A 26,891-nucleotide genomic window follows, 5' to 3' on the forward strand; every position below is an offset into this window, starting at 1 on the left:
GATTATTCACATCTATATAGGCAGAGACCCAATGAAATTCGCCACGAAAGCCATCCATTCCAGCTACGATTGCGACGAACACAACCGCGCGCTGATGCCGCCTATTTATCAGAACAGTATGTTTGCCTTGCACGAAATCGGCGAGCAGGTTCCTTACCGCTATTCGCGCCTGAGTAACCCGACCCGCCAGGTCTTGGAAGATACCGTTGCCGATTTGGAGCACGGTGCGGCCGGTTTTGCGTTTTCCAGCGGTATGGCGGGGATTGATGCCGTGTGGCGCACATTCTTGCAACCTGGCGATACCATTGTTGCCGTCGCCGATATTTACGGCGGCGCTTATGATTTATTGGTCGATGTTTATCAAAAATGGGGGGTAAACGTTGTTTTTGCCGATTTGGGTAATCCTGACAATTTGGACGAATTGCTCAAAGCGCACAATGTCAAACTGGTGTGGCTGGAAACGCCGTCCAACCCGCTTTTGCGTTTGGTGGACGTCAAAGCCCTTGCCGCGAAAGCCAAAGCGGCCGGTGCGCTGGTCGGCATCGACAACACTTTTGCCACGCCGTATCTGCAACAGCCGTTGGATATGGGTTGCGATTTTGTGTTCCATTCCGCTACCAAATATTTGTGCGGCCATTCCGACGTATTGATGGGCATTGTTGTAGCCAAGACCAAAGAGCTGGCACAGCCTTTGCACGACATGATGGTGCATACCGGCGCGATTGCAGGGCCAATGGACTGCTGGCTGGTGTTGCGGGGTATCAAAACGTTGGCTCTGCGCATGAACGCCCATTGCCAAAACGCACTCGAAATCGCGCGCCGTTTGGAAGCTCATCCTGCCATTGAAAAAGTGTTCTATCCCGGCCTGCCGTCGCACGAACATTACGAACTCGCCAAAACACAAATGCCCAAAGGCATCGGCGGCGTGGTTACGGTTTATCTCAAAAACGACACGCGTGAAGCGGCCAATAGCGTGATTAAAAACATGAAACTGGTCAAAATGGCTTCCAGCCTCGGCGGCGTGGAAAGTTTGGTCAACCATTGCTATTCCCAATCCCACAGCGGCGTACCGCATGATGTAAAAATGGAAATGGGCATCAAAGTCGGCCTGCTGCGTTTCTCTGTCGGTATCGAAGATGTAGACGATATTTGGAACGATATTTCCAAAGCATTGGATACGACTTTGTAAATAAGGCTTAAAGGCCGTCTGAAGGTGGATAGTTTTCAGACGGCCTTTAGTAATCAATTAGGGATAGACATGAAGACATTATTCGGTGCATTGATGAGTATGGTAGTTTTGGCAGCTTGTACATCTCCTTCAGCATCTCAGCCTGAACAAGCCTCTAAAGCGCAGGTGCAAACTCAACAAACGGCTCAGCCTACTTTAGCCGCCAAATGGCGTGTTATTGCTTTCAATAAACTCACCGAAAAAGAATTGGCGGATAAAAACGCTTATTTAGATTTCAGCGAAATGCCCAAGGCCCATGGCAATATGGGTTGCAACGGCATGATGTTCCAAGTGAATGTAATCGGTGCGGATAAAGTTGATTTTGGCCCTATCGCGGCAACCAGAATGCTGTGTGAAGACATGAAGCTGGAAAATGCGTTTTTGCGCAAACAAAGCGTATGGAATTATCGTTTTGACGGTAACGATTTGATTTTGGAACAAAAAGGCATCAGTATCCGTTTGCGCCGTGAATAATTGTAAAGGCCGTCTGAAAATAAATATTTCAGACGGCCTTTTGAATCTTTATAATAAGCCCTATTTGAAACTGATACCGAATATCAAGGAAACCTATTATGGCAGCTTCTCCAGAAGCCAAGTTTACCGAAGAAAAAGTCTTGTGGATCAAACACCATACGCCTAAGCTGATGACTTTTGCCATCAGCCGCCCTGAGTCCTACCGTTTTTCGGCAGGGCAGTTTTCGCGTCTTGGTTTCCGTGACGGCGAGGGCTTTATTTGGCGCGCGTATTCCGTCGTATCTGCCGAATACGCCGATACGCTTGAGTATTTCGCAGTGTTAATCGAAGGCGGTCCGATGTCGGCGCGTTTTGCCGCCATGAAAGAGGGCGACACCATTTTGCTGGATAAAACGGCTACCGGTTTCCTCTTGCCCGAGCGTTTCCCCGACGGCAAAGATTTGGTCATGCTCTGCACGGGTTCCGGCATTGCGCCTTTCCTCTCCATTATCGAGCAACCTGAAATCTGGCAGCGTTTCGACCGTTTGGTTTTGGCGCATTCCGTCTCTTACGCCGACGAATTGATTTTCAACCAGCGTCTTGCCGATTTGAAAGAGCATCCGCTGATTGAAGAATATTTCCATAAATTCACTTTTGTTCCGGTTACCACGCGTGAGGAAACGGAAGGCGCATTGAGCGGCAAACGGATTCCCGAATTGCTGAAGAATGGCGGTTTGGAAGCAAAAATCGGCTTCAAGTTTACCAAGGCCGATACGCGCTTTATGGTTTGCGGCAATCCGGCAATGGTCAAAGACACTTTCCAAGCCCTGATGGATTTGGGCTATGCCATGCACCGCAACCGCATCCCCGGCGAAATCATGATGGAAAATGGTTTTTAACAGATAAATGGTCAAAGGCCGTCTGAAAGTTTCAGACGGCCTTCAATATTAAATATAAACCGAAAAACAGAGAAAATATGAATATCAAACAATTGATCCAAGCCCTGCCCAAAGCCGAGCTGCACGTCCATATCGAAGGGACGTTCGAGCCGGAATTGATGTTTGAAATCGCCAAGCGCAACCACATAGCGATTCCTTATGAAAATGTCGAAGCGGTACGGCAGGCTTATGATTTTCACAATTTGCAGTCGTTTTTGGATATTTATTATGCCGGTGCCGGCGTATTGTTGCACGAGGCGGATTTTTACGATTTGACCCGCGCGTATCTTGAGCGTTGCCGCGAAGACAATGTCGTGCATACGGAAATATTTTTCGATCCGCAAACCCATACTGCGCGGGGCGTGGCGTTTGAAACCGTGATTAACGGCATTGTCCGCGCCTGCCGTGAAGCCGGGCAGCAATGGGGCATAAGCACGCGTTTGATTATGTGTTTCCTGCGGCATTTGTCGGAAGAAAGCGCATTTGAAACCTTAAATCAGGCTTTGCCGTATAAAGAACACATCATCGGCGTAGGTTTGGATTCGAGCGAGCTGGGGCATCCGCCGTCTAAGTTTGAGCGCGTGTTTGCGCAGGCGCGGGCGGAGGGTTTGTTGACGGTAGCGCATGCCGGAGAAGAAGGTCCGCCGGAATATGTTTACGAGGCTTTGGACTTGCTGCATGTCCGCCGTATCGATCATGGCGTACGGGCGGAAGAAGACGAGGCGTTGATGGCGCGTTTGATTGCAGAGCAAATGCCGTTGACCGTTTGCCCGTTGAGCAATTTGAAATTAAAAGTATTTCCGGAGATGGTAAAACACAATTTGCGCCGTATGTTGCAACGCGGCGTGTTGGTAACCGTCAATTCCGATGATCCGGCGTATTTCGGCGGCTATATGAACCGCAATTTTGAAGCGCTTGCCGAGGCTTTGGATTTGAGTGCTGAAGAAATCAAAACCTTGTGCGCCAATTCATTCCGCGCTTCGTTTTTGAGCGAGGCGGAAAAGGAAGAATGGATACGGAAGATTGAAGGTTTTCATGTTGAATAACGATAAAAGGCCGTCTGAAAAAGTTTCAGACGGCCTTTTATCATGACGGTTAATAGTCGACTTTGATTTTAGGCGTTTCCTGCGCGGCTTTGTATTCTTCTTCCAATTCAAAGCGCAGCGGATACAAATTCAATTTTTCCATCAGCAGGCGGTCGCCGTCTTCGTCCGGATTGCCCGTAGTCAGCAGCTTGTCGCCGTAGAAAATCGAGTTTGCACCAGCCATGAAACACATGGCCTGCATGGATTCGGGCATATTGCTGCGGCCTGCGGATAGGCGGACGTAACTGTGCGGCATGGTAATGCGCGCGACGGCGATGGTACGGACAAATTCCGTCCAGTCCAAATCTTCGGCATCGGCCAGCGGCGTGCCTTCCACTTTGACCAACTGGTTGATCGGCACGCTTTCGGGCTGCGGGTCGAGGTTGGCAAGACTGGCAATCAGGCCTGCACGTTCGGCGCGGGTTTCGTTCATGCCGACGATGCCGCCGCAGCAGACTTTCAAACCGGCATTGCGGACTTTGCCCAAAGTATCCATGCGGTCTTCGTGTTTGCGGGTGTGGATGATGTCGTTGTAGCGTTCGGGGTCGGTGTCGAGGTTGTGGTTGTAGTAGTCCAAACCGGCTTTTTTGAAGTCTTCCGCCATGCCGTCTTCGAGCATACCGAAGGTGCCGCACACTTCCATACCCAAGCTTTTCACCGCGCTGATGATTTCGGAAACGACAGCCACGTCTTTGGGCTTGGGACCGCGCCATGCCGCACCCATGCAGAAACGGCTGGCGCCGCGCGATTGGGCAATTTTGGCTTTTTCGACGATTTCGTCCACATCCATCATCTGCTCTTTGCCCAGATTGGTGTTGTGGTGTGCCGATTGCGGGCAGTAGGCGCAGTCTTCGGGACAGCCGCCGGTTTTGATGGAGAGCAGAGTGGAAAGTTGGATTTCGCACGGATTGAAGTTTTGGCGGTGGATTTCGGCAGCTTGGAAAACGAGGTCCAGGAAAGGCAGTCCGAATAAAGCCTCGACATCGCATTTTTTCCAATAACGCGCAGTCGGATGCGGCTTGCGCTCGGTTTGACGGCGCAAGGCTACGGGAGATACGGTCATAGTGTGTTCTTTCGTGTTTACAGCGGCACAGTGTCGCTGACGGCTTGACTGCCGGCGCAATGACGGCAGCAGCAGGTTTGAAATCAATATAAAAAGCCGTCTGAAACGGCGCAGCAAGTGTAACGCTTTTGATAATGTAGGGCAAATGTTTCAGACGGCCTGAAATATGGTCTGCCCGGGTTTGCTATAATCGCATTTTTAATTTTTCCGTTTTCTTATGAACGCGCCCAAAGCCTTCGCCGTACTCGGCCCGACCGCCGGCGGTAAAACCGCACTGGCCTTAAATATTGCCCAATCGTTGCCGGTGGAAATCATCAGTTTGGATTCCGCGCTGGTGTATCGCGGCATGGACATCGGTACGGCCAAGCCGACTGCCGAAGAGCTTGCCACCGTACCGCATCATTTGATTGATATTATCTCGCCGCTTGAAAGTTACAGCGCGGCGGATTTTGTCGGCGACTGCGTGCGCTTGGTGAACGAAATACATGCGCGCGGTCGCTATCCGCTGATTGTCGGCGGCACGATGATGTATTTCCACGCGCTGACGGAAGGTTTGAACGATTTGCCCAGCGCGGATGCGGCAGTGCGCGCACAGCTTCAGGCGGAAAAGAACGAACACGGTCTGGCAGGCCTGTATCGCCGTTTGCAGGAAGTTGACCCGATTACGGCAAGCCGTCTGAAAGCCAATGACAGCCAGCGCATTGAGCGCGCTTTGGAAGTCTATCTTCTGACCGGCAAGCCTTTGAGCGAACATTTCACAGAGCAGAAGCAGGCCGCGCCTTTATTGGATTTATGCACGGTTGCCCTGATTCCCGAAGACCGTCATTTGTTACACCGCCAAATCGAAAAACGCTTTTTAAATATGCTGGAACACGGTTTCCTCGATGAAATGCACGCCTTACGCCGTGATTATCCGCAACTGCATGCCGATATGCCGTCTATGCGTTGCGTGGGCTACCGCCAGGCTTGGGATTATCTCGAAGGCGAAACAGATTATGACACCTTTGTCGAAAAAGGCATTGTTGCCACACGCCAGCTTGCCAAACGCCAGTTGACCTGGTTGCGGAAAATTCCTTTGGCGCACACGTTAGATCCTTACGCAGACAGCGATTATGTTCAGACGGCCTTAGCCTTGGCGCGTCGACATTTTCAGGAATAATCCATGCTGACTACGCCACCACTTGCGCCTAAGACGTTGGCCGCATTAAAAGAATTGGGTATTCGTACACTGGAAGATTTGCAAAAAATCGGCGCAGTCCGCGCATTTCTATTGCTGAAAGCATCGGGTTTGACCGTAACCAAAAGCACCTTGTGGCAACTGGACGCGTTGGTTTCAGGTGTGGATGTCCGGCATATGTCCGAGGAGAGAAAGACTGAGCTGGGCGAAGCATTAAAAAACCATCCGCCTGTTGCCGTTTTCCCTTCTCAAAGCGATATGGAAGCCTTTATGCGGCTGGCGATAGAACAGGCCAGACAATCGGCGGCATTGGGCGAAGTGCCGGTTGGCGCGGTCATCGTATATCAAAGCGAGGTAATCGCAGCGGCACACAATACCTGCATTGGCGACCACAATGTCAGCCACCACGCCGAAATCAACGCGCTTGCTACCGCCGGTAAAGCCTTGCAAAACTATCGTTTGGAAGATTGCGACGTGTACATCACATTAGAGCCTTGCTCCATGTGCGCATCTGCCTTGATACAGGCACGGGTCGGGCGTGTGATTTATGGTGCGGCCGAACCCAAAACCGGTGCGGCAGGCAGCGTGGTCGATTTGTTTGCCGACAAACGTCTGAACAAGCATACCGCAATTTTGGGCGGCATATTGGCAGAAGAATGCCAAAGCGTATTGCAGGATTTCTTTGCGGCCAAACGGAAGGCCGTCTGAATTTCAGACGGCCTGTCAGCAAAAATACTTTATTTTAAATTTTCGGATTTCCCATGTCAGTCAATCATTACGAAAATTTCCCAGTCGGCTCCATTGTGCTGCCGCGCCGTTTGCGTAAGCCGGTTCACGCCGTTTACGCTTTTGCACGGATGGCGGACGATATTGCCGACGAAGGCAATGCCGAAGCAGCCGAACGCCTGCGCCAACTGGACGAACTAAAGGCAGAGTTAGACCGTATTGCACAAGGTGGGAAACCACAAACGGCTTTGATGCAACGTTTATATAACGAAGCGATTGAGCCGTTTCAATTACCGTTGCAGCCGTTTTATGATTTGCTGGCGGCGTTCAGTCAGGATGTGGTCAAAACCCGTTATGAAAACTTTGGCGAATTGATTGCTTATTGCCGTTTGTCCGCCAACCCGGTGGGGCGCATTATGCTGCATTTGTACGGGCAAACCGATGAAGTGAGTATGGCGCAAAGCGACGGCATTTGCACTGCTTTGCAGCTGATTAATTTCTGGCAGGACGTGGCGGTAGATTGGCAGAAAGGGCGCGTGTACATCCCTCAGGAAGATTTGCAGAAGTTCAAAGTCAGCGAAGAGCAGATTGCGGTCGGTAAAGCCGACTTCGCTTTTCAACGGCTGATGGCGCATGAGTGCCAACGTGCTTTTCAAATGCTGAAGGCTGGCTCGCCGTTGGGGAAAATCCTCAAAGGACGAATCGGTTTTGAGCTGCGCATGATTATTGTCGGCGGCCAGTTGATTTTGCAGAAGCTGGACGGTTGCAAATATGACGTGTTTAACCAGCGCCCGCTGTTGGATAAGAAAGACTGGATGATTATCATCAAACGGGCTTTGATGAAGAAATAAAAAAAGGCCGTCTGAACTTAATGTTTCAGACGGCCTTGATGTTTTCGATTAGCGGTTTTTCAAACGGCTGATGCGGTTGTCCAAAGAAGGATGGGTGCTGAACCAAGAATCTTTGGCATCACTGGCAATGCCCATTGCCGTCATGGTTTGCGGCAAATCGCTGGGGTTGCCTTTCAAGCGTTGCAGGGCGGCAATCATTTTCGGCGCGCCCACCAATTTTGCAGCGCCCGCATCGGCGCGGTATTCGCGTTGGCGGCTGAACCACATCACAATAATGCTGGCAAGGAAGCCGAATACAACCTGCAAGACCATGCTGACCATGAAATATGTGCTTTGAGAAGTGCTGCCGTCATTGTTGCGCGCCACCATGCTGGAAACGATACGCGCCAAGAAGACGACAAAAGTATTCACAATACCTTGAATCAGTGTCAGCGTTACCATATCGCCGTTGCCAACGTGTGCCATTTCATGCGCCAAAACGGCTTCGACTTCATCGCGGGTCATGTGGTCGAGCAGGCCGGTACTGACAGCGACGAGCGAGCTGTTTTTGGTCGCGCCGGTTGCAAAGGCGTTAGGCTCTGGCGAGTTGTAAATGGCGACTTCCGGCGTTTTCAGATTCCATTGGCGGGCTTGTGCTTCAACAGTTGCCAACAGCCAAGCTTCTTCTTCGCTTTGGGGCTGGTCGATGACGACGGCGCCGACCGAGTGTTTGGCGATGGTTTTCGACATCAGCAGGGAGACAATCGAGCCGCTGAAGCCGACGACTGCGGAATAAGCCAACAGGCTGCCGACTTGGTCGGTACTGTTGATGCCCAAGATGGCCAAAACAACACGGATGACAACCAAAACGGCGATATTGGTTGCAATAAACAAGAAAATGCGTTTCACCGATTATTCCTTTTTAGTGTGGTTTGTGAGGTGATTTTTATATGGGCGCATTGTCTCAAAAACTCTATAGAGATGAAACAGCATGATAGGCAAAGGTATGCAAATTCAAAGCAATTGAAGCAAAGGCCGTCTGAAAAGGCAGTCTCAACCAGTGAGAATCGCTTTTCAGAAGGCCTTTGATAGGTAAAACTATCTGCCGGCTTCTTCCAGCCAGTTGCGCGGTATGAGGAATTGATTGAGGCGTGCTTCGGGCGAACCTTTTTCCGGCGCATATTGATACTCAAAGCGCACCAAAGGCGGCATGGACATCAAAATGCTTTCCGTGCGTCCGCCGCTTTGCAGGCCGAACAGCGTGCCTCTGTCCCAAACCAAGTTAAATTCGACATAGCGTCCGCGGCGGTAGAGTTGGAAATCGCGTTCACGTTCCCCATAAGGCGTGTTTTTGCGTTTGGCCACAATCGGCAGATACGCTGCGATATAGCCTTCTCCGACCGCCTTGATAAAATTCAAGCAGGTATCGAAATCCCAGCGGTTTAAATCGTCAAAAAACAGGCCGCCCACGCCGCGTGTTTCGTTACGGTGTTTCAAGTAGAAATATTCGTCACACCATTGTTTGAATTCAGGATAAACCGATTCGCCAAATGGTGCGCATACGTCTCGCGCTACGGTGTGCCAATGCACAATATCTTCTTCAAAAGGATAAAACGGCGTCAAATCAAAGCCGCCGCCGAACCACCAAACCGGCTCGGCATTTTCAGGATAGGCAATAAAAAAGCGTACATTGGCATGGCTGGTCGGCACATACGGATTTTTTGGATGAATGACCAGCGACACGCCCATGGCTTCAAACGCCGCGCCCGCCAACTCAGGACGATGGGCCGTGGCAGAAGCCGGCATTTTGCTTCCCTTTACATGCGAAAAATTCACGCCCGCCTGCTCGAATACTGCACCGTTTTTTAATACGCGGGTTTCACCGATGCCCAATTTCCCCGTCCATGCTTCATGCACAAATTCGGCTTCTCCATCTTCTTGCTCCAGCGCGGCGCAGATTTGGTTTTGCAGGGTTTTGAGGAGGTTTAGAACGGATTCTGTGTGCATGATATATCCTTGATGGTGTTTTGTTATGGGCAAATTTTTGCACAGGCCTATCTTGTAACCAAGCTTCATTCATCAGCAATAGATTGAAAGGTATCGATGATGTTGTGATACCTTTCAGACGGCCTTGATTTATTCAGTAAAAAAGGTATGTGCGCCCAAATAGTTTTTGGCGTAAAACGGGGTGGAAAGTTTTTCGGTTTTGATGGTTTTGCCGCTGCTGGGGGCGTGGATGAATTCGCCGTTGCCGATGTAGAGGCCGACATGGGAATATTTGTGTGCGCCGCCGGTATTGAAAAAGACAAGATCGCCGGCTTTTAATTTGTCGTCGGGAATTTTTCGGCTGGCGGCGGCCATATCGCGTGCGGTGCGTGGCAGGTTGACGTTGAGGGCGTTTTTATAGACGAATTGGATCATGCCGCTGCAGTCAAAGCCTGTGGCTGTGGTACTGCCGCCCCATTTGTAGGGCGTGCCGATCAGGCCCATGCTGTGAAGCATTAATTCCTGCGAACCTTGTGTGCGGTCGATATGGGAAATGCGGACAGGTTGGACTTTTCTGGCGGTTGTTTGCGGCTTGTGGGTTTTGTGTTTGCCGGTGGTGCCGCAAGAGGCCAACAATAGGCCGGCGGTACAAACAAATAGGGTTTTGCAGATGAGTCGAGACATGATGAATTCCTCCGGCCGCATGATTTATGTTTTCAGACGGCCTCTATAATAATCCTTCTATGGGCAGGATGGACAGGATTTTTGAAGTAACCCGTTTCCAGAATTTGGCTTCTGGTTCTTGTGCGTAAGTTCGTTTTTCACTTGGGTCATACCAGTATAGTTTATTGTAATTGCCAAGCGTTACCTGATAGGCGTAGTTTGGGGTGGTCGTAACGAGGGTGCGCTGCATTTGGCCTGCGATTTCGGGACTTTCGATGACGACACCCATTTCGGTATTGAGCCGTGCGGAACGTGGGTCAAGGTTGAATGAACCGATGAAAATGCGTTTTTCATCCACGATGAATGTTTTGGCGTGCAAGCTGGTGGCGGAGCTACCGGTCAAGCCGCGGTCTTTGGTGGTCGGAACGGCATGATTGGGTTGGAGTTCGTATAGTTTGACCCCAGCTTTGAGCAAGGGCTTGCGGTATTTGACGTAACCGGAATGGACGGCGGCAACGTCGGTTGCTTGGAGCGAATTGGTCAAAACGGTAACATCCACGCCGTTGTGTATCAGCTTTTCTATGGCTTTGACACCTGATTTTGTGGGAACAAAATAAGGCGAGACAAGGTAAACGCTTTTTTCAGGTTGCTTGAGGGCGTCTTGCAGGCGTTCGGAAATAGGCGGTTTGTGCCGGTCACGGTCTAAGCCTTTGGCCGGATCGTCGCTGATTAAGCGTGTGCTGACGCTTTGCCATTCCATATGGTTGCTCTGCATTTTTTGATAGAGACTGGAATGCTCGATGCTTTGGCGATAGCGGATGAGCGTTTGATTTTTATCTTGGTCGGTGTAATTAAGTTCGGCCAGTCCTTTTTGCAGGTTTCCCCGTTTGATGACACTGGTCGCGTTATAGGCGGAATGGCTTGACCAGTAGCGGTCGAAGTCTTGGGAAACTTCGGTTACTACGCGGCCTGTGGCAAGAATGTCGAGGTCGGCAAAGATGGTATCGTCGTTAACCTTGAAATATTCGTCGCCGATATTGCGGCCGCCTAAAATGGTGGCACGGTTGTCGGCGGTAAACGATTTGTTGTGCATCCGGCGGTTAAGTCGCGGGAAGTCGGCAACATAGCCGAGTGCACGCCATTTTCTGAAAATAAAGGGATTAAACAAACGGACTTCGATATTGGGATGATTGTCGAGTGCCAGCAGGAGATCATCCATGCCGTTGGTGTTGTTGTCGTCCAGAAGCAAACGCACACGGACGCCGCGTTCGGCCGCGCGATGAATCAGGTTGAACAAAAGCTTGCCGGAGATGTCGTTGTGCCAGATATAGTACTGTAAATCAAGGGTATGGTCGGCGGATTCAATCAGGGCGGCTCGGGCGACAAAGGCTTCATGGGCATCGTTCAGCAGATAGATATGGGAAATATCGGCCTTTGAGGGGGCGGAAGGAATACCTAAGGTGCTGTCCAGTCGTGGCGTTGAAGGGATGTCAAGATAACTGCTTTGGGTGCGTTCGTCCAGTGATGGCAAAAACGCGGCGCAACCGCCCAATAGCAGGGAATAAAGAAGAGGAAGATGAAATTTCATGGGAAACCGGTACAAACAATCCCTACCTAAATGACATTTAGGCAGGGATTGAATTGAAATTAGGTTGCTTGAATCAGCTTAGAAGGCAACATAATTTGCCGGATTGACCGGTTTGCCGTTTTGACGGATTTCAAAGTGCAACTGGGTGCGGGATGCATCGGTATTACCCATGTGGGCAATGGTTTGGCCGCGTTTCACGGTTTGGTTTTCATTAACCAGCAAGCGTTGGTTGTGGCCGTATGCGCTCAAGAATGAGGAGTTGTGTTGGATGATGACCAAGTTGCCGTAACCGCGTAAACCTGAGCCTGCGTAAACGACTTTACCATCTGCCGCTGCAACGACAGGCTGGCCTTGCGTACCGGCAATATCCACGCCTTTGTTGCTGCCGCCGAAGTTGGCGATAACGTTACCGGTAGTCGGACGCTGCCATGTGATGCCGCTGACGTTGCGGCTGCTGCCGGTAGATACTGTCGGTGTATTGGCAGGTGTGCTTGGAGTCGGAGCGGTGGTTGTGGTTGTCGGAGTAGAAGGTTTGCTTGCAGAAGCTGCCGGTGCAACGTAGCCTTCAGGTTTTACGCGCAGGGTTTGGCCAACGCTGATGGTGTTGTCGGCCAAGTTATTCCATGCACGCAGATTGTCTTGGGTAATGTTGTAGCGTTTGGAGATGTTGTAAACGGTATCACCGCGAACGACGGTATGTGTCGCTGCATTAATATCGACAGGCGCATAAGAAGGCGTGTAAGTGCCAGTGCTGCCGCTGTTGTACGTTGGCGCAGGTGTACTTGCCGGCGGAGTGTATGGCGCATCTGCCGCAGGGCTGGTGTTGGTATTGTAAGGCGCGGCACCGTAAGGATTGTCAGCAGTAGAGCTTGTTGTTGAACCACCGCTTTGTGTGCCGACGACTACAGGAGCCGGTTGTTGGCTGGCACAGGCTGCAAGTAATAAAACCAAAGCTGCCGATCCGGCATAAGATACACTTTTTTTCAACATGTTAATGACTTTCGTATTCGGGTAATTGTTCTCGTCGGGGCATATCATAATAAAAATATGCTTGTTTCTCAAGTGTTCGGCTGTTAGGGACTGTTAAGGCGCAGGGATTTCTGACCAAAAGGAGGCGGTTTGCTCCATTTGTCCGTAGGCAGTCAAATCGACTTGCAGGGGGGTAATCGTGATGAAGCCGGCCGCGCATTCGCCAAAGTCGGTACCTTCTTCGCTGTCGGAAACATCGCCGACCGGCCCAATCCAATAAATTTGTTCGCCACGTGGATTATACATGGGAACAATGCTTTGTTCATGATGACGACGGCCAAGCCGTGTAATTTTTATGCCTTGGATATCCTCAGGTGCGACGGCAGGGATATTGATGTTCCATAAGATGGGTTCGGAAATAGGACGTTTGAGAAAGTAGGAAAGCAGTATCCAAGCGGCTTTTTCCGCGGTTTCCCAATAACGGCCGCTGGAATCGGCAAGCGAAAAGGCAATGGCGGGAATGCCCATCAGATAAGCTTCCGTTGCGGCGGCAACCGTACCGGAATAAAGCGTATCATCCCCCATGTTTGCCCCGTTGTTAATGCCGGATAAGACTAAGTCGGGTTTAAAATCGGCAAGGGCATGCTGGCCGACATGAATGCAGTCGGTGGGGGTGCCATTCACATAGTAAAACCCGTTTTCCGCCTGTTTCAGTTGTAAAGGACGGTCTAAAGTCAGGGAATTGCTGACGCCGCTGCGATCGCGTTCGGGCGCAACCACTCTGACATTGGCAAATTCTGCACATACTCTTGCCAAAACTGCCAAACCGGGCGCAAGATAACCATCGTCGTTTGAGATTAATATGTTCATGTGACAATATTGTGTCTATCGGTAAGATGGGCGGTATTGTACTGGTTTGCTTGAGCGATTGTCCATGAATCGGCAACGTTTGGGCGGAAAGGATAATAATGAAACATTATGAATTGGACCCCAAAGCTTTATTGGGTGGCGTGATTGCTTCAGACGGCAATCAGGAGATTGTTCAGCTTTCACTGCAGAAGAATAATGAAATTCCGGCATATGAGGCGGATGCGATTATTTTGCTTTTGGTTTTAAACGGCAAAGCCGAAATCAAAACAGTGGACGAAGTTTTGCAAACCGAAGGCTTGCAAGTTATTCGTCTTGAACCGATGGAAGCACACAGCATTCGCGCCTTGGCCGATAACACTAATATTTTGGTTATCAAACAATTGATTCATGAAACCGGTCTCAGCAAACGTTTGAGATTTGGAAGTTGCTGTCTGTAATGGCAATAAAGGCCGTCTGAAAAGTTTCAGACGGCCTTTTTAAAATCAGCTAGATTTATTTCAAACCTTTTTTCACCAAGTCTTCATAACCGCCATGGTTGGTTACGTTGGTGTAGCCGGCTTTTTTCAGCTCGGTCAGCGCAGCTTCTGCTCGGCGGCCGCTGCGGCAGTAGAGGTTGACCGGTGCGTTTTTATCCGAGCTGACGGATTTGATGCGTTCAACGATTTGGTCGTGCGGAATATTGAGCGCACCTTGCAAATGGCCTTCTTTGAATTCTTCGGCAGAGCGGACATCAATCCAAACGCCTTTTGCTTTTGCAGGCTGTACCGCGCTTTTTTCAACTTTAGGCATAGAGGCAGCGGAAGCGGCCAAAGGAGTGGCGATGGCGGCGGCAAAAAGTACGGCGGTCAGCAGTTTCTTCATGATTCAATCTCCTGTTAGATAGAAAATAATATAATAACTATATCAGTTTAGCATTTCATCAGGCCGTCTGAAAGGGAAGTTGTCTTTCAGACGGCCTGATTTTACAAGCTGATTAGCGTTGGGTTTCTACTGCTTCTAAGGCGCGCAAAGCGTAGGTATAAGCAGCACCTGCGTTTAGAGAAATAGCGGTGGCCAATGCGCCGGCGATTTCACTGTCGGTTGCCCCTGCTTTGGCAGCGGCGGCTGCGTGCACGCTGATGCAGCTTTCGCAACGTGTGGTAATGGCAACGGCAATGGCGATCAGTTCGCGTGTTTTGGCATCCAGTGCTTCGGCAGCGGCTGCTTGTTCCAGCGCGCCGTAGGCTTGCAGCATTTTAGGATGGCTTTTGCCCAATTCGCCGAATGATTTTTTTACCAAGGCTGTGTGTTCAGGCCAATCTTTAAACATGATATTTCCTTTCTTGATGTATTCGGATAAGAATCAAAAAATCCTATCCGTTTGTGTTTGGTGTGTGTATTATTGCAATAATCAGACGAATTAAATCGTCAAAACATCTCATTTATTGGTAAAAAACACTATGGATATTTTAGATAGACTGGTCGAATTGGCGCAGATAAAGGGCAGTGTGGATGTTCAGTGCCTGTTTCAAGGGGAGTGGTATGTGCGGCATGAGCCCAAACGTGCGCATGGTTTGGTGCATATCGTAACCGCCGGTTCGGGCTATATCCGAATTGATGGAGAGAAAGAGGCCAGGCTGCTGAGTGCGGGGGATATTATTTTCTTCCCGCGCAGCGTTGGCCATACTTTGAGCAGCGACAGCAGTTGTGAAAATTTTGGTGTTCGCGTGCTGACGGCTGAGAATGGTGCATTTAAAGTCAAGCAAAGTCATGCCGGTGGAGAGGCGGCTTTGCATCTTTTTTGCGCACGGTTTGAATATGAAGCGCAGGCGGATATGATGACGGGACTGCCCGATATCGTTTTATTGAACATCAACCATCCATCTTTGCAGTATTTGGTGACATTATTGCAATATGAGAGCAGTCAGGCTTTATCCGGCTCAGTAGCGGTTGTGAACGCATTGGCTTCGGTGTTGCTGGTCTTTCTGCTTCGTGCCTGTTTGGAGAAAAATGAGAAAGCGCAATTAAGCGGTTTGCTGAATGGTTGGCAGGATAAACGTTTGCGGAATTTGCTTCAGGCAGTCGTCGAAAAGCCGGAAGAAGAATGGAATATTGAGAAAATGACTGCGATGGCCAATTTGTCCCGTGCCCAGTTGATGCGGGTATTCAAGCAGCAGACGGGAACAAGCCCGCATGCCTTTGTTAACAGCATCCGCTTGCAGCAGGGGGCGTTATTGTTGAAACAGACGGCGGATTCAGTTTTATCGGTTGCGCTCTCGGTCGGTTTTCAATCGGAAACGCATTTTGGTAAGGCATTTAAAAAGCAATATGGGATATCGCCGGGGCAATATCGTAAAAATGACCGACCTGATGAAGCGGCGGTGCAGGCGGAAGAAATGTCGATTTACTTTATTTAAACAGATGATAAAAGACCGTCTGAAAGTGTAAAAGTGAAATCTAGGATTTCCAAAACACTTTTCAGACGGCCTTGATTTTAAAGCATGTCAATCAAACAGGATTAGTCCAGTTTTTTGAAATGGCGGCGACGTTCCAACTCGCTCAGGTAGCGTTTGCGCAGACGGATGGATTGTGGCGTGATTTCAACCAGTTCGTCATCGTCGATAAACTCAACTGCGCCTTCCAAAGTCAATTTGATAGGCGTGGTCAGGCGGACGGCTTCATCTGTACCGCTGGCACGGATGTTGGTCAGTTTTTTGCCTTTCAGAGGGTTTACCACCAAGTCGTTATCACGGCTGTGAATACCGATAATCATACCTTCGTAGACTTTGTCGTTTGGAGAAATGAACATACGGCCGCGGTCTTCCAAGTTCCACAGGGCGTAAGCAACGGCTTCACCTTGCTCTTGAGAAACCAGTACGCCGTTGTGTCGGCCGGGCATATCAGGTTTAACCGGAGCATAGTCATCAAAAACGTGGCTCATCAAGCCGGTACCGCGGGTCAAGGTCATAAATTCACCTTGGAAACCGATCAGGCCGCGTGCAGGAATATGGTATTCCAAACGTGTACGACCGTTACCGTCGCTTTCCATATTGGTCAATTCGCCACGGCGGCGGCCGAGTTCTTCCATGACCGCGCCTTGGTTTTCATCCGGTACGTCCACGGTCAGGTTTTCGTAAGGCTCGCATTTTTGACCATTGATTTCACGGAATACCACGCGCGGCTTACCGACTGCCAATTCAAAGCCTTCGCGACGCATGTTTTCCAACAAAATGGTCAAGTGCAATTCGCCGCGGCCGGAAACGCGGAAGACATCGGCATCGGCAGTGTCTTCAACACGCAGGGCAACGTTGGTCAGCAATTCTTTTTGCAGGCGGTCGCGAATTTGGCGGGAAGTTACGAATTTGCCTTCAGTACCGGCCAGAGGGGAAGTGTTGACCATAAAGTCCATGGTCAGTGTCGGCTCGTCCACGCTCAACATCGGCAAGCCTTTGGGATTGTCTTTGTCGGTAATGGTTACGCCGATACCGATGTCTTCGATACCGGAAATAATCACGATGTCGCCGGCTTCAGCTTCTTCCAAAGGTACGCGTTCCAAGCCTTGGAAGCCTAACAGCTGATTGATGCGGCCTTGGGCGACTTGTTCTTCATGATTCATGACGGCAACGACTTGGCCGGGTTTGATGCGGCCGTTCAGGATGCGGCCGATACCGAGGCGGCCGGTGTAGTTGTCGTAGTCCAGTTGGGAAATTTGCAATTGCAGCGTTTCGTCCGCGCTGCCGCTTGGTGCAGGCGTGTGTTTTAAGATGGTCTCAAACAGAGGACGCATATCGTTGCTCTCGTCGGTTTCTTCCAATTTGGCAAAGCCGGAGAGGCCGGAAGCATAAACGATAGGGAAGTCCAATTGTTCGTCTGTTGCACCTAAGCTGTCGAACAATTCGAATGTTTGGTCGATAACCCAGCTAGGACGGGCGGACGGTTTGTCAATTTTGTTGATGACGACAATCGGTTTCAGACCCAAAGCCAAGGCTTTTTTGGTCACGAAACGGGTTTGCGGCATAGGGCCTTCTTGTGCGTCAACCAACAGTACGACACAGTCGACCATGCCCAATACACGTTCCACTTCGCCACCAAAATCGGCGTGTCCCGGGGTATCTACGATGTTGATGTGGTAGCCTTCGTATTCGATGGCGGTATTTTTAGCGAGAATGGTAATGCCGCGTTCTTTTTCAAGATCGTTGCTGTCCATGACACGTTCTTCGACTTGCTGGTTGGAACGGAATGTACCGGACTGGCGCAGCAATTGGTCAACTAATGTGGTTTTGCCATGGTCGACGTGGGCGATGATGGCAATATTGCGGATTTGTTTCATGATAATTTATAAGGTTTAGCTGGTTGCTTAAAAAAAAGATAACTGGCAATTATAGCACGATTCGCAAGTGATGACGGAATGGGTGATTCAAAAAAATGAGGCAAAAGCAGTTGAGAATAATTCATAATTAAATTTGATTGATTTTGCCGGATTATTTGCTTTTATTTATGGTTAACGAATGTAAATGTTTTTGAATAATGCAATGGATTCTTAATACTAATGTCAAAAAAATATTATTAAAAACAGGGGGTTAATTTTTCAGACGGCCTTTAGGGTGGGTTAAATTTTTTGATAATTGTTTGTATTTTAAATAAAAAATTTGTCAAAACCGCTACTTGTGCATACAATTCGCTCATTCCGTAACAACACACGAATCTTCATTTCGTGATCGTCAACTTTTAAAAGAAAGAGAAAGAATTATGCAAGGCAACCAAGCAGTTATTGATTACATGAATGAATTGTTGTCCGGTGAGCTGGCTGCTCGCGACCAATACTTTATCCACTCTCGTCTGTACTCTGAATGGGGTTACAACAAATTGTTCGAACGTTTGAACCACGAGATGGAAGAAGAAACTACTCACGCCGAAGATTTCATCCGTCGTATCCTGATGTTGGGCGGTACTCCTAAAATGACTCCTGCTCCAGTAAACGTAGGTACCGACGTTATTTCTTGCCTGAAAGCAGACTTGAACACTGAATACGAAGTACGCGATGCGTTGAAAAAAGGCATCAAACTGTGTGAAGAAGCTCAAGACTACGTTACCCGCGACCTGATGATTGCTCAGTTGAAAGACACTGAAGAAGATCACGCTCACTGGTTGGAACAACAATTGCGTCTGATCGAGTTGGTTGGCGAAGGCAACTACTACCAAAGCCAACTGTAATCTAGCGTATAACATACAAGGAGCTGAATATGAAAGGCGATCGCTTAGTTATTCGCGAACTGAATAAAAACTTAGGTTTGTTGCTGATTACCATTAACCAATACTTCCTGCATGCCCGCATTTTGAAAAACTGGGGCTTTGAAGAATTAGGCGAACATTTCTACAAACAGTCCATCCGCGAAATGAAATCTGCAGACGATTTGATCGAGCGTATTTTGTTCTTGGAAGGCCTGCCTAATCTGCAAGAATTGGGTAAATTGTTGATCGGTGAATCTACCGAAGAAATCATTGCTTGCGATCTGAAAAAAGAGTATGAAAAACATGATGCTCTGGTTGCAGCCATCGCTCTTGCAGAAGAGCAACAAGACTACGTCAGCCGTGATTTGTTAGAAAAACAAAAAGACATCAACGAAGAACACATCGACTGGCTTGAAACCCAGCAGGAATTGATTGGCAAAGTTGGTCTGCCAAACTACCTGCAAACAGGGGCGCAAGAGGACTAAAACACAAACCACTGCCAAATATAGCAGTCTCTGCTCCCATCGACGGCATATCTTTACGGATATGCCGTTTTCTTTTATAAAAATACTTAAAGGCCGTCTGAATGTTCAGACGGCCTTGATTTTATTTTGTTTTCAAACGGTACAGATAGGTAGTTTCCTTGTTTCTGGCAAATGCCAAAGGATCGGATTCATCAATTGCTTTTTTATGTTGCGGCTTGGTTTTCAGAATATCGACGACATCGAGTGAGGCCGTCTGAAAGCATTGGTTTAAGAAGTCTTTATCGCGTAAATGCAAGTGTTCTGCCAAGTCGGAAATAATCAGCCAGGCTTCGCCGTTTGGATCTAAGTGGTGACGTACGCCGTTGAGGAAGGCTGTCAACATGGCATTGTTTGGGTCGTAAAGTGCAATTTCAATGGCGGAGGTCGGTTTTGCCGGCAGCCAAGGCGGATTGCAGACGATAAGGTCGGCACAAGTTTCGGGAAATAAATCAATCGATTGGATGTTGACAGCTTTATCTAAGCCTAGACGTTCAAGGTTTGCTGTGGCGCAGGCAATTGCTTTGGGGTTGGTGTCTGTGGCAATGATGTTGGGTATGCCTAGTTTGGCCAAAATGGCGGCAATAACGCCTGAGCCGGTGCCGATGTCAAAGGCCGTCTGAATATTGGGAGCGAGTGGCGCTTGTGCGATTAAATCCAAATACTCGCCACGCAATGGAGAGAATACGCCGAAAGGAACATGGATTTTTCCGTTAAGCTGAGGAATATCTATGCCTTTTTTGTGCCATTCGTGCGCACCGATAAAACCCAGCAGTTGATTCAGCGGTAAGAGAAACGGTTTGTCGTTTGGTGTGTCGTAAACATCGCACAAGGCGGCGTAGATATCGGGTGCACGCGCATTGTCCAGTTGAAAATTCGGTTGGATTTCGATGGCAAGCATATTGAGCAAACGGCTTTGTTGCGCTTGTTTCATACGGTGGGCATGAAAGGCCGTCTGAATATCGGCAGGTGCGCCTTTCTTTTTTTCAGACGGCCTGCGGATACGTTTTTTCATTGCAGATAAGACTTGCTTGGCATTGTGAAAATCGCCAGTCCAAACGGTTGCAGTTTGTGCGTGGGCATTTTTTAAGATTTCTGCTGCGCCTGCTTCTTGTATGTAAACCGCCTGCTTGGGCGGCTTTTGTGTGCTTTCGTTGCGCCATTCGATGTCGGAACGGTCGGTAGGGATAGTGTGGGGCATAGTGTGTTTTAAATCGGGGAAATAGGGGATTAGTTTACTATATTTAGGATGTGTTCGGTTTGAGAGGGGCTTTTAATAGTTCAAATTAGACAAAATGTATAAAAATTTCTTAATTTTTAAAATTTACACTAATATTTTGATAAAAATAGATTGTCGTTTTGTCTAAAATGAGTATAATGCAAAACCTAAACACAATAATCTTAATCAGATTTGGACAAGGAACATCATGCAATTAGACATTGACCGTTTGGTTGCCTATTTTGGCGGCGTAAACGCGCTGGCCGAAGCCATGAAACAGCATGACCCGGAAAATGCTGCAACGACGGCGGCTATCTATAAATGGCGTACACGCGGTTCCCTGCCTTTGGCTCAGTTGCAAAAACTGACCGCTTTGGCGGAAGCGCAAGGCAGATCGCTTGATTTGAATGCTTTTTTACAAAAAAACGAATCTCTGGAGAGAACAGAAATGACACAAACCAACCGCGTTATCATTTTCGATACCACCATGCGCGACGGCGAGCAGTCGCCCGGTGCATCCATGACCAAAGAGGAGAAAATCCGTATTGCCCGCCAGTTGGAAAAGATGGGTGTCGATGTGATTGAAGCAGGTTTTGCCGCAGCCAGTCCGGGCGATTTCGAGTCGGTTAATGCGATTGCAAAAATCATCACCAAATCCACAGTCTGCTCGTTGGCGCGTGCCGTTGAAAACGATGTGCGCAAAGCGGGCGAAGCCGTTTCCCCCGCGCCGAAAAAACGTATCCACACTTTTATCGCCACCAGCCCCATCCATATGGAGCACAAACTGAAAATGAAGCCGCAGCAGGTCATCGATGCGGCGGTCAAAGCGGTGAAAATCGCCAAAGAATACACTGACGATGTGGAATTTTCCGCCGAAGACGCCGTGCGTTCGGATTTGGACTTCCTCGCCAAAATCTTTACGGCGGTTATCGAAGCGGGCGCAACCACCATCAATATTCCCGATACCGTCGGCTACTCCATCCCTTCCGTATGGTACGAGCGTATCAGCAACATCATCAAAAGCGTGCCCAACGGCGACAAAGTAGTCTGGTCGACCCACTGCCACAACGACTTGGGTATGGCGGTTGCCAACTCGCTGGCCGCTGTTCAGGCAGGCGTGCGCCAGGTGGAATGTACCATCAACGGTTTGGGCGAACGCGCAGGCAATGCCAGCCTTGAAGAAATTGTGATGGCGTTGAAAGTGCGCCACGACCTTTTCGGCTTGGAAACCGGCATCGATACCACGCAAATCGTACCGGTATCCAAACTGGTATCCACCATTACCGGCTATCCGATTCAGCCAAACAAAGCAGTAGTCGGCGCAAACGCCTTTGCACACGAATCAGGCATCCACCAAGACGGCGTGTTGAAACACCCTGAAACCTATGAAATCATGACGGCCGAATCAGTCGGCTGGTCAACCAATCGCTTGACTTTGGGCAAACTCTCCGGTCGCAGCGCATTCCGCAGCAAACTGGCGGATTTGGGTATTGAATTGGAAAGCGAAGAGGCGTTGAACTCGGCATTTGCACGCTTCAAAGAGCTGGCGGATAAGAAACGCGAAATCTTTGATGAAGATCTGCACGCTTTGGTGTCTGACGAAATGGGCAATATGAATACCGAAAGCTACAAATTTATTTCCCAAAAAATCAGCACTGAAACCGGCGAAGAACCGCGCGCTGATATTGTGTTCAGTATTCGCGGCGAAGAAAAACACGCTTCCGCTAGCGGCTCAGGCCCTGTTGATGCCATTTTCAAAGCCATTGAAAGCGTGGCGCAAAGTGGCGCAACCTTGCAGATTTACTCTGTCAATGCGGTAACTCAAGGCACGGAAAGCCAAGGTGAAACTTCCGTCCGCCTGCAACGCGGCGACCGTGTGGTCAACGGCCAAGGTGCAGATACCGACGTGTTGGTGGCAACTGCCAAAGCCTATTTGTCTGCGCTGAGTAAATTGGAATTCGGCCAAGCCAAGCCAAAAGCGCAAGGCAGAGGCATGATTTAATGCTTTGAACAAGTAAAAGCCGTCTGAAAACGTTGTAATACGTTTCAGACGGCTTTTTTATTAGTCCGAAGAACCAGCTCGGTTATTGAAGTTTCAGCAGCCTATCTTGTTCGACGGACAATACGCCGTTTACCTTTTTAAAATAGGCAATGGCATCTTCAATCTTGGTCTTGGAAGACGGACGAATAGCAATGCCGTTCAGGTTTTTGTATTCATAAATCAAACTTGCGCCGGAGGCTTTGACTGCTTTTAGCAATGGCGCAGAACCGGTTTGGGCATCATAGAAGATAATCAGGTTGCCGGTATTATCTTGAGCTTGTTGTTGAGATGGAATAGCGGTTGATTGAGCAGGAATACTTGGGCTTTGGCAGGCACAAAGCAGGGTGGAGAGTAGGATGAATGCCAGGGATTTCATGATGTTGATTTAATTTGAAACAAGGCCGTCTGAAAAAGCGTAAAATGAAATCTAATTTTTCCTTTTACAACTTTCAGACGGCCTTAGTCCGTTATGCTTCGGGCAATTCCATGGCTAAAACGGTTTGTTCTTGTTTGGCACGGAAAGCCGCCAATTTTTCAGCCAATTCAGGATTTTCGTTGGCCAAAAGTGAAATGGCAAACAGCGCTGCATTGGCCGCGCCTGCTTCGCCAATGGCAAATGTGGCAACAGGAATACCTTTGGGCATTTGTACAATCGAAAGCAGGGAGTCTTCGCCGCGCAGATATTTGCTGGGAACGGGAACGCCTAAGACGGGGACGGTGGTTTTAGCTGCGACCATGCCCGGCAGGTGCGCTGCGCCGCCTGCACCGGCAATAATGGCTTTGATGCCGCGTGCGCGTGCGGTTTCGGCGTATTCAAACATCAAATCAGGCGTACGGTGTGCCGAGACGACACGCGCTTCGTATTCAACGCCGAATTCTTTGAGAAATTGTGCTGCCTGCTGCATCACCGGCCAATCGCTGTTGCTGCCCATAATAATGCCGACTTGGATCATGAAGAGTTCCTTTTGTTTGAATGGATTAAGGGTAAAAAAATATTCAGACGGCCTTGGGGATGACAAGGCCGTCTGAACGTTTATCTTTGTTTTAGGCTGATTGCAGCGCGTTTTGCCGCTTCGCTGTTGGGGAAGCTTTGCATCAGTTTGCGCCATGTGCTGCGGGCAATGTCTTTTTGTTGCAGTTTGTATTGGCACTGGCCGATGCTGTACATGGCGTCAGGGGCTTGCGGGCTGTTGCGGAATCGATTCGCATAGCGGTTGCCGATTTCGATAACGGATTCGCAGTTGCCCAGACGCTGTTGGCTTTGCAGAAGTAGATACATATTGCGGCGGGCAATTTCGCTGCCGTTGCCGCCGTCGGCTTCTTTCAAAATGGCTACTGCGGCGGAGAAGTTGTTGCGCTGATAGTATTTTTGCGCTTGGTTATAAAGGCGCAATTCATTTTGTGCGGCTGAGTCTGTTTCAGACGGCACGCCGCCGCCATTGGCCAAATAGTTCATTTTCAGCTTGCGGTCGTCCAAACGCTGGGCTTTGGGTTTGGGAGCCAAAGGGGTTGGACGTTTGATGGTTCGCTGTTGTTCCAATGTGTGCAGGCGTTGATTTAATTCTTCAACGGTGCGTTCCAGTCGGGCGATTTGTATGCCCAAGTGGTCAATCTGGGTTTGTTCGTCCAAGCGCGGATAAGGAATATTTTTTTCAGGCAAAGGCTCGCGCGGAATATCCGGCAGGACAAAGTTGGCATTGTCGGCAGGTTGATGGGGATGGGAAACGGCGCATGATGCGGCCAATAGAGTAAGCGGTAAAAGAAACAGGGAACGTGATAATGTTTTCATCAGATTGTGTCGTTTTATTTTTTTAGCAGCAGTGTCAAACCGTCGCCGATAGGCAGGGTAATGGGAATAATGCGTGTATCGTGCGGCAGGTTTTGGTTGAAATGGCGCAGGATATCCAAGCTGGGCGGATCGTTTTCGGCAGCTTCATTCATGACGCGCCCACCCAACAAGATATTGTCGATGGCAATCACGCCGCCACTCCGTACCAGTTGTAAACAGCGTTCAAAATATTTCGGCGTAGGCGGTTTGTCGGCATCGATAAGCGCCAAGTCATAGCTTTCCGATTCGCCTTGCGCAATCAAATCGTCCAAAGTCAGCAAAGCCGGCTGCAGATGAAGCGAGATTTTATGCGCTACGCCTGCTGCCTGCCATGTTTCGCGGGCAATATCGGTAAAGGTTACATTGATGTCGCAAGCCGTGATTTTCCCGTCTTCGGGGAGGGCGAGTGCCATGGCGGTGCTGCTGTAACCGGTAAAGACACCAACTTCCAAATATTTTTTAGCATTCAATAACTTGGCCAACCACACCAACATGGCTGCCTGCTCTTGGGCGATGGCCATCTTTCCCAGACGATGTGATTGGGTACGCTCACGCAATGCGGTCAAAACGGGATGTTCGTGCTGACCGATACTGTTGAGGTACTGCTGTAACGCCGGATCGGTATTGTGGGTGTTGGTCGTCATACCGATACGAGTTAGTCTTGATAGTAGGTGTAAGGTTTTTTGTTGACTTTGGCCGCTTCAAATTCAGCCTGTTCGGCCGGATTAAGGGTTACATCCCACAGTAAATGGCGGTTTTCGAGGCGTTGCGCTTCTAATTCGGGATGGTCGGCCATGAGTTTGTCGAGGAATTGGGTAGCTTCGGATTTGTAGTGGTACATGATGTTTTGCCTGAATCGTTGTCAGACCGTCATTATAGCCGATATTTTTTGTCAATACGCTAATTAATCGAACTTCCATAAGGTATAATGGCACGTCTTTTTTAGGCCGTCTGAAGCCTTTGCTCAATGTTTTGTTCTTTCTACGGCAGGATATTGTGCAAAGGCTTAAGCCGGACAAGTTTCAGACGGCCTTTTTTATTGTGAAAAGAGCTGCTTATGTTAAAAAAATGGCTGCATAAAGTGTTGCCTAAAAAACACGTCAAGTCGTTGCCCGAAAAGGAAATTATCCCACTTGAGCAACACGGTATCCATGCGGATATGTTGAGCTTTGCCGCTGAGAAAATTGCCAAACGCCTGCATGAAGCCGGTTTTCAGGCTTATGTTGTAGGGGGAGCCGTTCGGGATTTGTTGCTCGGGGTTGAACCCAAAGATTTTGATATTGCAACCGATGCCACACCGGAGCAAATCCGTAAAATATTCCGCCGCAGCCGCATTATCGGCCGCCGCTTTCAAATCGTTCATGTGATGATTGGCCCCGAAACCATCGAAGTGACGACGTTCCGGGGGGGCGATAAGGTTCAGCAGAATGCGCAAGGCCGCATTATGAAGGACAATACTTACGGCAGCATTGAAGAAGATGCCATGCGCCGCGACTTTACTTGCAATGCGCTGTATTACGACCCGATTAAAGAGGAAATTTGGGATTTCCATCAAGGCGTGGCTGATGTTGCCGATAAGAAATTGGTGATGATAGGTAATCCTGCCGAACGCTATCAGGAAGATCCCGTCCGTATTCTTCGCGCCGTCCGTTTGTCGGGCAAGTTGGGCTTTGAAGTGGAAGAGCAAACGGCTTTGCCGATTGCCGAATACGCAGGCCGTCTGAAAAATGAGCCGGTGGCCCGTCTTTTTGACGAAATTATGAAAATCCTGTTTTCCGGCCATTCCCGTGCCTGTTTGAAACGGTTGAACGAGTTGGGTATTCCTGAAGGCATTCATCCGCTTTTAGATGCCTTGAAAACTGCCGAAGCAGCCGACAAACGTATGATTATGTTGGCTTTGAAAAATACTGATGAGCGTCTTCGTGCGGATAAGTCCGTTTCTGTCGGTTTTGTATTGGCGGCGGTATTATGGCCGACACTAAACGCTATGTGGCAACGCAATCAAAGCCATGGTCAAAAACCTGTCCCTGCGTTGATGGATGCGATGAACACCATGCGCGATACGGTGGAGAAAGGTTGGGGCGTACCGCAAAGATTCTCTGCAACCATGCGTGAAATCTGGCAATTTCAGCCACAATTCGACAATATGCGCGGCGCGCGCCCGTATCGTCTGTTGGCGCAAGCCCGTTTCCGTGCTGCTTATGATTTCCTGATTTTGCGTAGTGAAGTTGGCGAGGTTGATAAAGAGATGGCTTCTTGGTGGACGACTTTCCAACATGCCGATGAGGAAACCCGTCAGCAAATGACTACGGCCAATGATCACAAACGTCAGAAACAAAGTGGCTCAACTGATGGCAAGCCCAAACGTCGCCGCCGCCGTCCGAAAAAGAAAACTACTGAGGCCGAATAAATTTTTTAAAATAAATGTAAGGCCGTCTGAAACGATTAAATCTTTTGAGATTTGGCTTTCAGACGGTCTTTTTACATTCCAATAA

General features: G+C 49.2%; 29 protein-coding genes. 13 read left to right on the forward strand and 16 right to left on the reverse strand.

The window, feature by feature from the left end; all coding sequences use genetic code 11:
* Positions 1-31: 31 nt before the first annotated feature.
* The 4 genes from HMPREF2596_RS04460 (at position 32) to HMPREF2596_RS04475 (ending at position 3,665) form a co-directional block, all read left to right on the forward strand.
* Positions 32-1,189 (forward strand): trans-sulfuration enzyme family protein, encoded by a 1,158-nt coding sequence (locus HMPREF2596_RS04460; RefSeq protein ID WP_070849884.1) that lies wholly within the window; start codon positions 32-34, stop codon positions 1,187-1,189.
* A 69-nt stretch (positions 1,190-1,258) separates the two neighbouring features.
* A complete protein-coding gene (locus HMPREF2596_RS04465; protein ID WP_070849886.1) occupies positions 1,259-1,702 on the forward strand; it encodes an META domain-containing protein in 444 nt (147 codons plus the stop codon).
* Positions 1,703-1,800: 98 nt separating this feature from the next.
* Positions 1,801-2,580, forward strand: a complete 780-nt coding sequence (locus HMPREF2596_RS04470; protein ID WP_049322251.1) for a ferredoxin--NADP reductase — start codon at positions 1,801-1,803, stop codon at positions 2,578-2,580.
* 77 nt (positions 2,581-2,657) lie between these two features.
* Positions 2,658-3,665, forward strand: coding sequence for an adenosine deaminase (locus HMPREF2596_RS04475; RefSeq protein ID WP_070849888.1), 1,008 nt, complete (start codon positions 2,658-2,660; stop codon positions 3,663-3,665).
* Between the two features lie 49 nt (positions 3,666-3,714).
* Here the strand turns inward: HMPREF2596_RS04475 and bioB are convergent, their stop codons facing one another.
* The gene (gene bioB / locus HMPREF2596_RS04480; protein WP_070849890.1) at positions 3,715-4,767 is read right to left on the reverse strand and encodes a biotin synthase BioB; all 1,053 of its coding nucleotides are present in this window, start codon (positions 4,765-4,767) and stop codon (positions 3,715-3,717) included.
* 217 nt (positions 4,768-4,984) lie between these two features.
* Between bioB and miaA the strand changes: the two genes are divergently transcribed.
* Genes miaA through hpnC form a run of 3 tightly spaced genes read left to right on the forward strand, consistent with a single transcriptional unit; the run spans position 4,985 to position 7,521 of the window.
* Entirely contained in the window at positions 4,985-5,926 is a 942-nt protein-coding gene (miaA, locus tag HMPREF2596_RS04485) for a tRNA (adenosine(37)-N6)-dimethylallyltransferase MiaA (RefSeq protein ID WP_070849892.1), read from the forward strand.
* A 3-nt stretch (positions 5,927-5,929) separates the two neighbouring features.
* On the forward strand, positions 5,930-6,652 hold the full coding sequence (tadA, locus tag HMPREF2596_RS04490; protein WP_070849894.1) for a tRNA adenosine(34) deaminase TadA: 723 nt from the start codon (positions 5,930-5,932) through the stop codon (positions 6,650-6,652).
* 53 nt (positions 6,653-6,705) lie between these two features.
* Positions 6,706-7,521 carry a squalene synthase HpnC gene (hpnC, locus tag HMPREF2596_RS04495; protein ID WP_070849896.1) on the forward strand — a complete coding sequence of 272 codons (816 nt, stop codon included), beginning with the start codon at positions 6,706-6,708 and terminating at the stop codon, positions 7,519-7,521.
* A 48-nt stretch (positions 7,522-7,569) separates the two neighbouring features.
* On the opposite strand, the gene htpX is transcribed toward hpnC, so the two are convergent.
* From htpX to surE, 6 genes are all read right to left on the reverse strand, one after another.
* Entirely contained in the window at positions 7,570-8,409 is an 840-nt protein-coding gene (gene htpX / locus HMPREF2596_RS04500; protein WP_070849897.1) for a protease HtpX, read from the reverse strand.
* 189 nt (positions 8,410-8,598) lie between these two features.
* A complete protein-coding gene (hemF, locus tag HMPREF2596_RS04505; RefSeq protein ID WP_070849899.1) occupies positions 8,599-9,507 on the reverse strand; it encodes an oxygen-dependent coproporphyrinogen oxidase in 909 nt (302 codons plus the stop codon).
* A 129-nt stretch (positions 9,508-9,636) separates the two neighbouring features.
* Positions 9,637-10,170, reverse strand: coding sequence for a C40 family peptidase (locus tag HMPREF2596_RS04510; protein ID WP_070850025.1), 534 nt, complete (start codon positions 10,168-10,170; stop codon positions 9,637-9,639).
* A gap of 43 nt (positions 10,171-10,213) precedes the next feature.
* Positions 10,214-11,737, reverse strand: coding sequence for a phospholipase D family protein (locus HMPREF2596_RS04515; RefSeq protein WP_070849901.1), 1,524 nt, complete (start codon positions 11,735-11,737; stop codon positions 10,214-10,216).
* Between the two features lie 78 nt (positions 11,738-11,815).
* A complete protein-coding gene (locus HMPREF2596_RS04520; RefSeq protein WP_049343617.1) occupies positions 11,816-12,727 on the reverse strand; it encodes a peptidoglycan DD-metalloendopeptidase family protein in 912 nt (303 codons plus the stop codon).
* 93 nt (positions 12,728-12,820) lie between these two features.
* Positions 12,821-13,576, reverse strand: a complete 756-nt coding sequence (gene surE, locus HMPREF2596_RS04525) for a 5'/3'-nucleotidase SurE (protein WP_070849903.1) — start codon at positions 13,574-13,576, stop codon at positions 12,821-12,823.
* A 98-nt stretch (positions 13,577-13,674) separates the two neighbouring features.
* On the opposite strand from surE, the gene HMPREF2596_RS04530 reads away from it, so the two are divergent.
* On the forward strand, positions 13,675-14,013 hold the full coding sequence (locus HMPREF2596_RS04530; protein WP_004520298.1) for a cupin domain-containing protein: 339 nt from the start codon (positions 13,675-13,677) through the stop codon (positions 14,011-14,013).
* Between the two features lie 55 nt (positions 14,014-14,068).
* Here HMPREF2596_RS04530 and HMPREF2596_RS04535 read toward each other — a convergent pair whose 3' ends face one another.
* Complete coding sequence (locus tag HMPREF2596_RS04535) at positions 14,069-14,437, reverse strand: rhodanese-like domain-containing protein (RefSeq protein ID WP_070849904.1); 369 nt, start codon at positions 14,435-14,437, stop codon at positions 14,069-14,071.
* Positions 14,438-14,549: 112 nt separating this feature from the next.
* The gene (locus HMPREF2596_RS04540; RefSeq protein WP_036491029.1) at positions 14,550-14,885 is read right to left on the reverse strand and encodes a carboxymuconolactone decarboxylase family protein; all 336 of its coding nucleotides are present in this window, start codon (positions 14,883-14,885) and stop codon (positions 14,550-14,552) included.
* Between the two features lie 130 nt (positions 14,886-15,015).
* Here HMPREF2596_RS04540 and HMPREF2596_RS04545 point away from each other — a divergent pair, with 130 nt between their 5' ends.
* Positions 15,016-15,972 carry a cupin domain-containing protein gene (locus HMPREF2596_RS04545; RefSeq protein WP_070849905.1) on the forward strand — a complete coding sequence of 319 codons (957 nt, stop codon included), beginning with the start codon at positions 15,016-15,018 and terminating at the stop codon, positions 15,970-15,972.
* 101 nt (positions 15,973-16,073) lie between these two features.
* On the opposite strand, the gene typA is transcribed toward HMPREF2596_RS04545, so the two are convergent.
* Positions 16,074-17,885, reverse strand: coding sequence for a translational GTPase TypA (typA, locus tag HMPREF2596_RS04550; RefSeq protein WP_070849907.1), 1,812 nt, complete (start codon positions 17,883-17,885; stop codon positions 16,074-16,076).
* Positions 17,886-18,304: 419 nt separating this feature from the next.
* Here typA and bfr (HMPREF2596_RS04555) point away from each other — a divergent pair, with 419 nt between their 5' ends.
* Positions 18,305-18,769, forward strand: coding sequence for a bacterioferritin (gene bfr / locus HMPREF2596_RS04555; RefSeq protein WP_049349527.1), 465 nt, complete (start codon positions 18,305-18,307; stop codon positions 18,767-18,769).
* A gap of 29 nt (positions 18,770-18,798) precedes the next feature.
* Positions 18,799-19,272, forward strand: coding sequence for a bacterioferritin (bfr, locus tag HMPREF2596_RS04560; RefSeq protein WP_070849909.1), 474 nt, complete (start codon positions 18,799-18,801; stop codon positions 19,270-19,272).
* A 121-nt stretch (positions 19,273-19,393) separates the two neighbouring features.
* Here bfr (HMPREF2596_RS04560) and HMPREF2596_RS04565 read toward each other — a convergent pair whose 3' ends face one another.
* Positions 19,394-20,509: a methyltransferase gene (locus HMPREF2596_RS04565; protein ID WP_070849911.1), complete on the reverse strand. Its 1,116-nt coding sequence runs from the start codon at positions 20,507-20,509 to the stop codon at positions 19,394-19,396.
* A gap of 226 nt (positions 20,510-20,735) precedes the next feature.
* On the opposite strand from HMPREF2596_RS04565, the gene HMPREF2596_RS04570 reads away from it, so the two are divergent.
* Entirely contained in the window at positions 20,736-22,529 is a 1,794-nt protein-coding gene (locus HMPREF2596_RS04570; RefSeq protein ID WP_070849913.1) for a 2-isopropylmalate synthase, read from the forward strand.
* Positions 22,530-22,611: 82 nt separating this feature from the next.
* On the opposite strand, the gene HMPREF2596_RS04575 is transcribed toward HMPREF2596_RS04570, so the two are convergent.
* From HMPREF2596_RS04575 to HMPREF2596_RS04595, 5 genes are all read right to left on the reverse strand, one after another.
* Positions 22,612-22,944, reverse strand: coding sequence for a hypothetical protein (locus HMPREF2596_RS04575; RefSeq protein WP_070849914.1), 333 nt, complete (start codon positions 22,942-22,944; stop codon positions 22,612-22,614).
* Positions 22,945-23,035: 91 nt separating this feature from the next.
* On the reverse strand, positions 23,036-23,521 hold the full coding sequence (gene purE, locus HMPREF2596_RS04580) for a 5-(carboxyamino)imidazole ribonucleotide mutase (protein WP_070849916.1): 486 nt from the start codon (positions 23,519-23,521) through the stop codon (positions 23,036-23,038).
* 80 nt (positions 23,522-23,601) lie between these two features.
* On the reverse strand, positions 23,602-24,357 hold the full coding sequence (locus HMPREF2596_RS04585) for a tetratricopeptide repeat protein (RefSeq protein ID WP_003746539.1): 756 nt from the start codon (positions 24,355-24,357) through the stop codon (positions 23,602-23,604).
* A 14-nt stretch (positions 24,358-24,371) separates the two neighbouring features.
* Positions 24,372-25,040, reverse strand: coding sequence for a class I SAM-dependent methyltransferase (locus HMPREF2596_RS04590; RefSeq protein ID WP_070849917.1), 669 nt, complete (start codon positions 25,038-25,040; stop codon positions 24,372-24,374).
* 11 nt (positions 25,041-25,051) lie between these two features.
* Positions 25,052-25,237 (reverse strand): DUF3460 family protein, encoded by a 186-nt coding sequence (locus tag HMPREF2596_RS04595; RefSeq protein ID WP_003746542.1) that lies wholly within the window; start codon positions 25,235-25,237, stop codon positions 25,052-25,054.
* 216 nt (positions 25,238-25,453) lie between these two features.
* On the opposite strand from HMPREF2596_RS04595, the gene HMPREF2596_RS04600 reads away from it, so the two are divergent.
* Positions 25,454-26,806, forward strand: a complete 1,353-nt coding sequence (locus HMPREF2596_RS04600) for a polynucleotide adenylyltransferase PcnB (protein WP_070849919.1) — start codon at positions 25,454-25,456, stop codon at positions 26,804-26,806.
* Positions 26,807-26,891: the final 85 nt, after the last annotated feature.

Origin of the sequence: Neisseria sp. HMSC078C12, from assembly GCF_001838065.1 — a bacterium.
Lineage (GTDB): Bacteria > Pseudomonadota > Gammaproteobacteria > Burkholderiales > Neisseriaceae > Neisseria.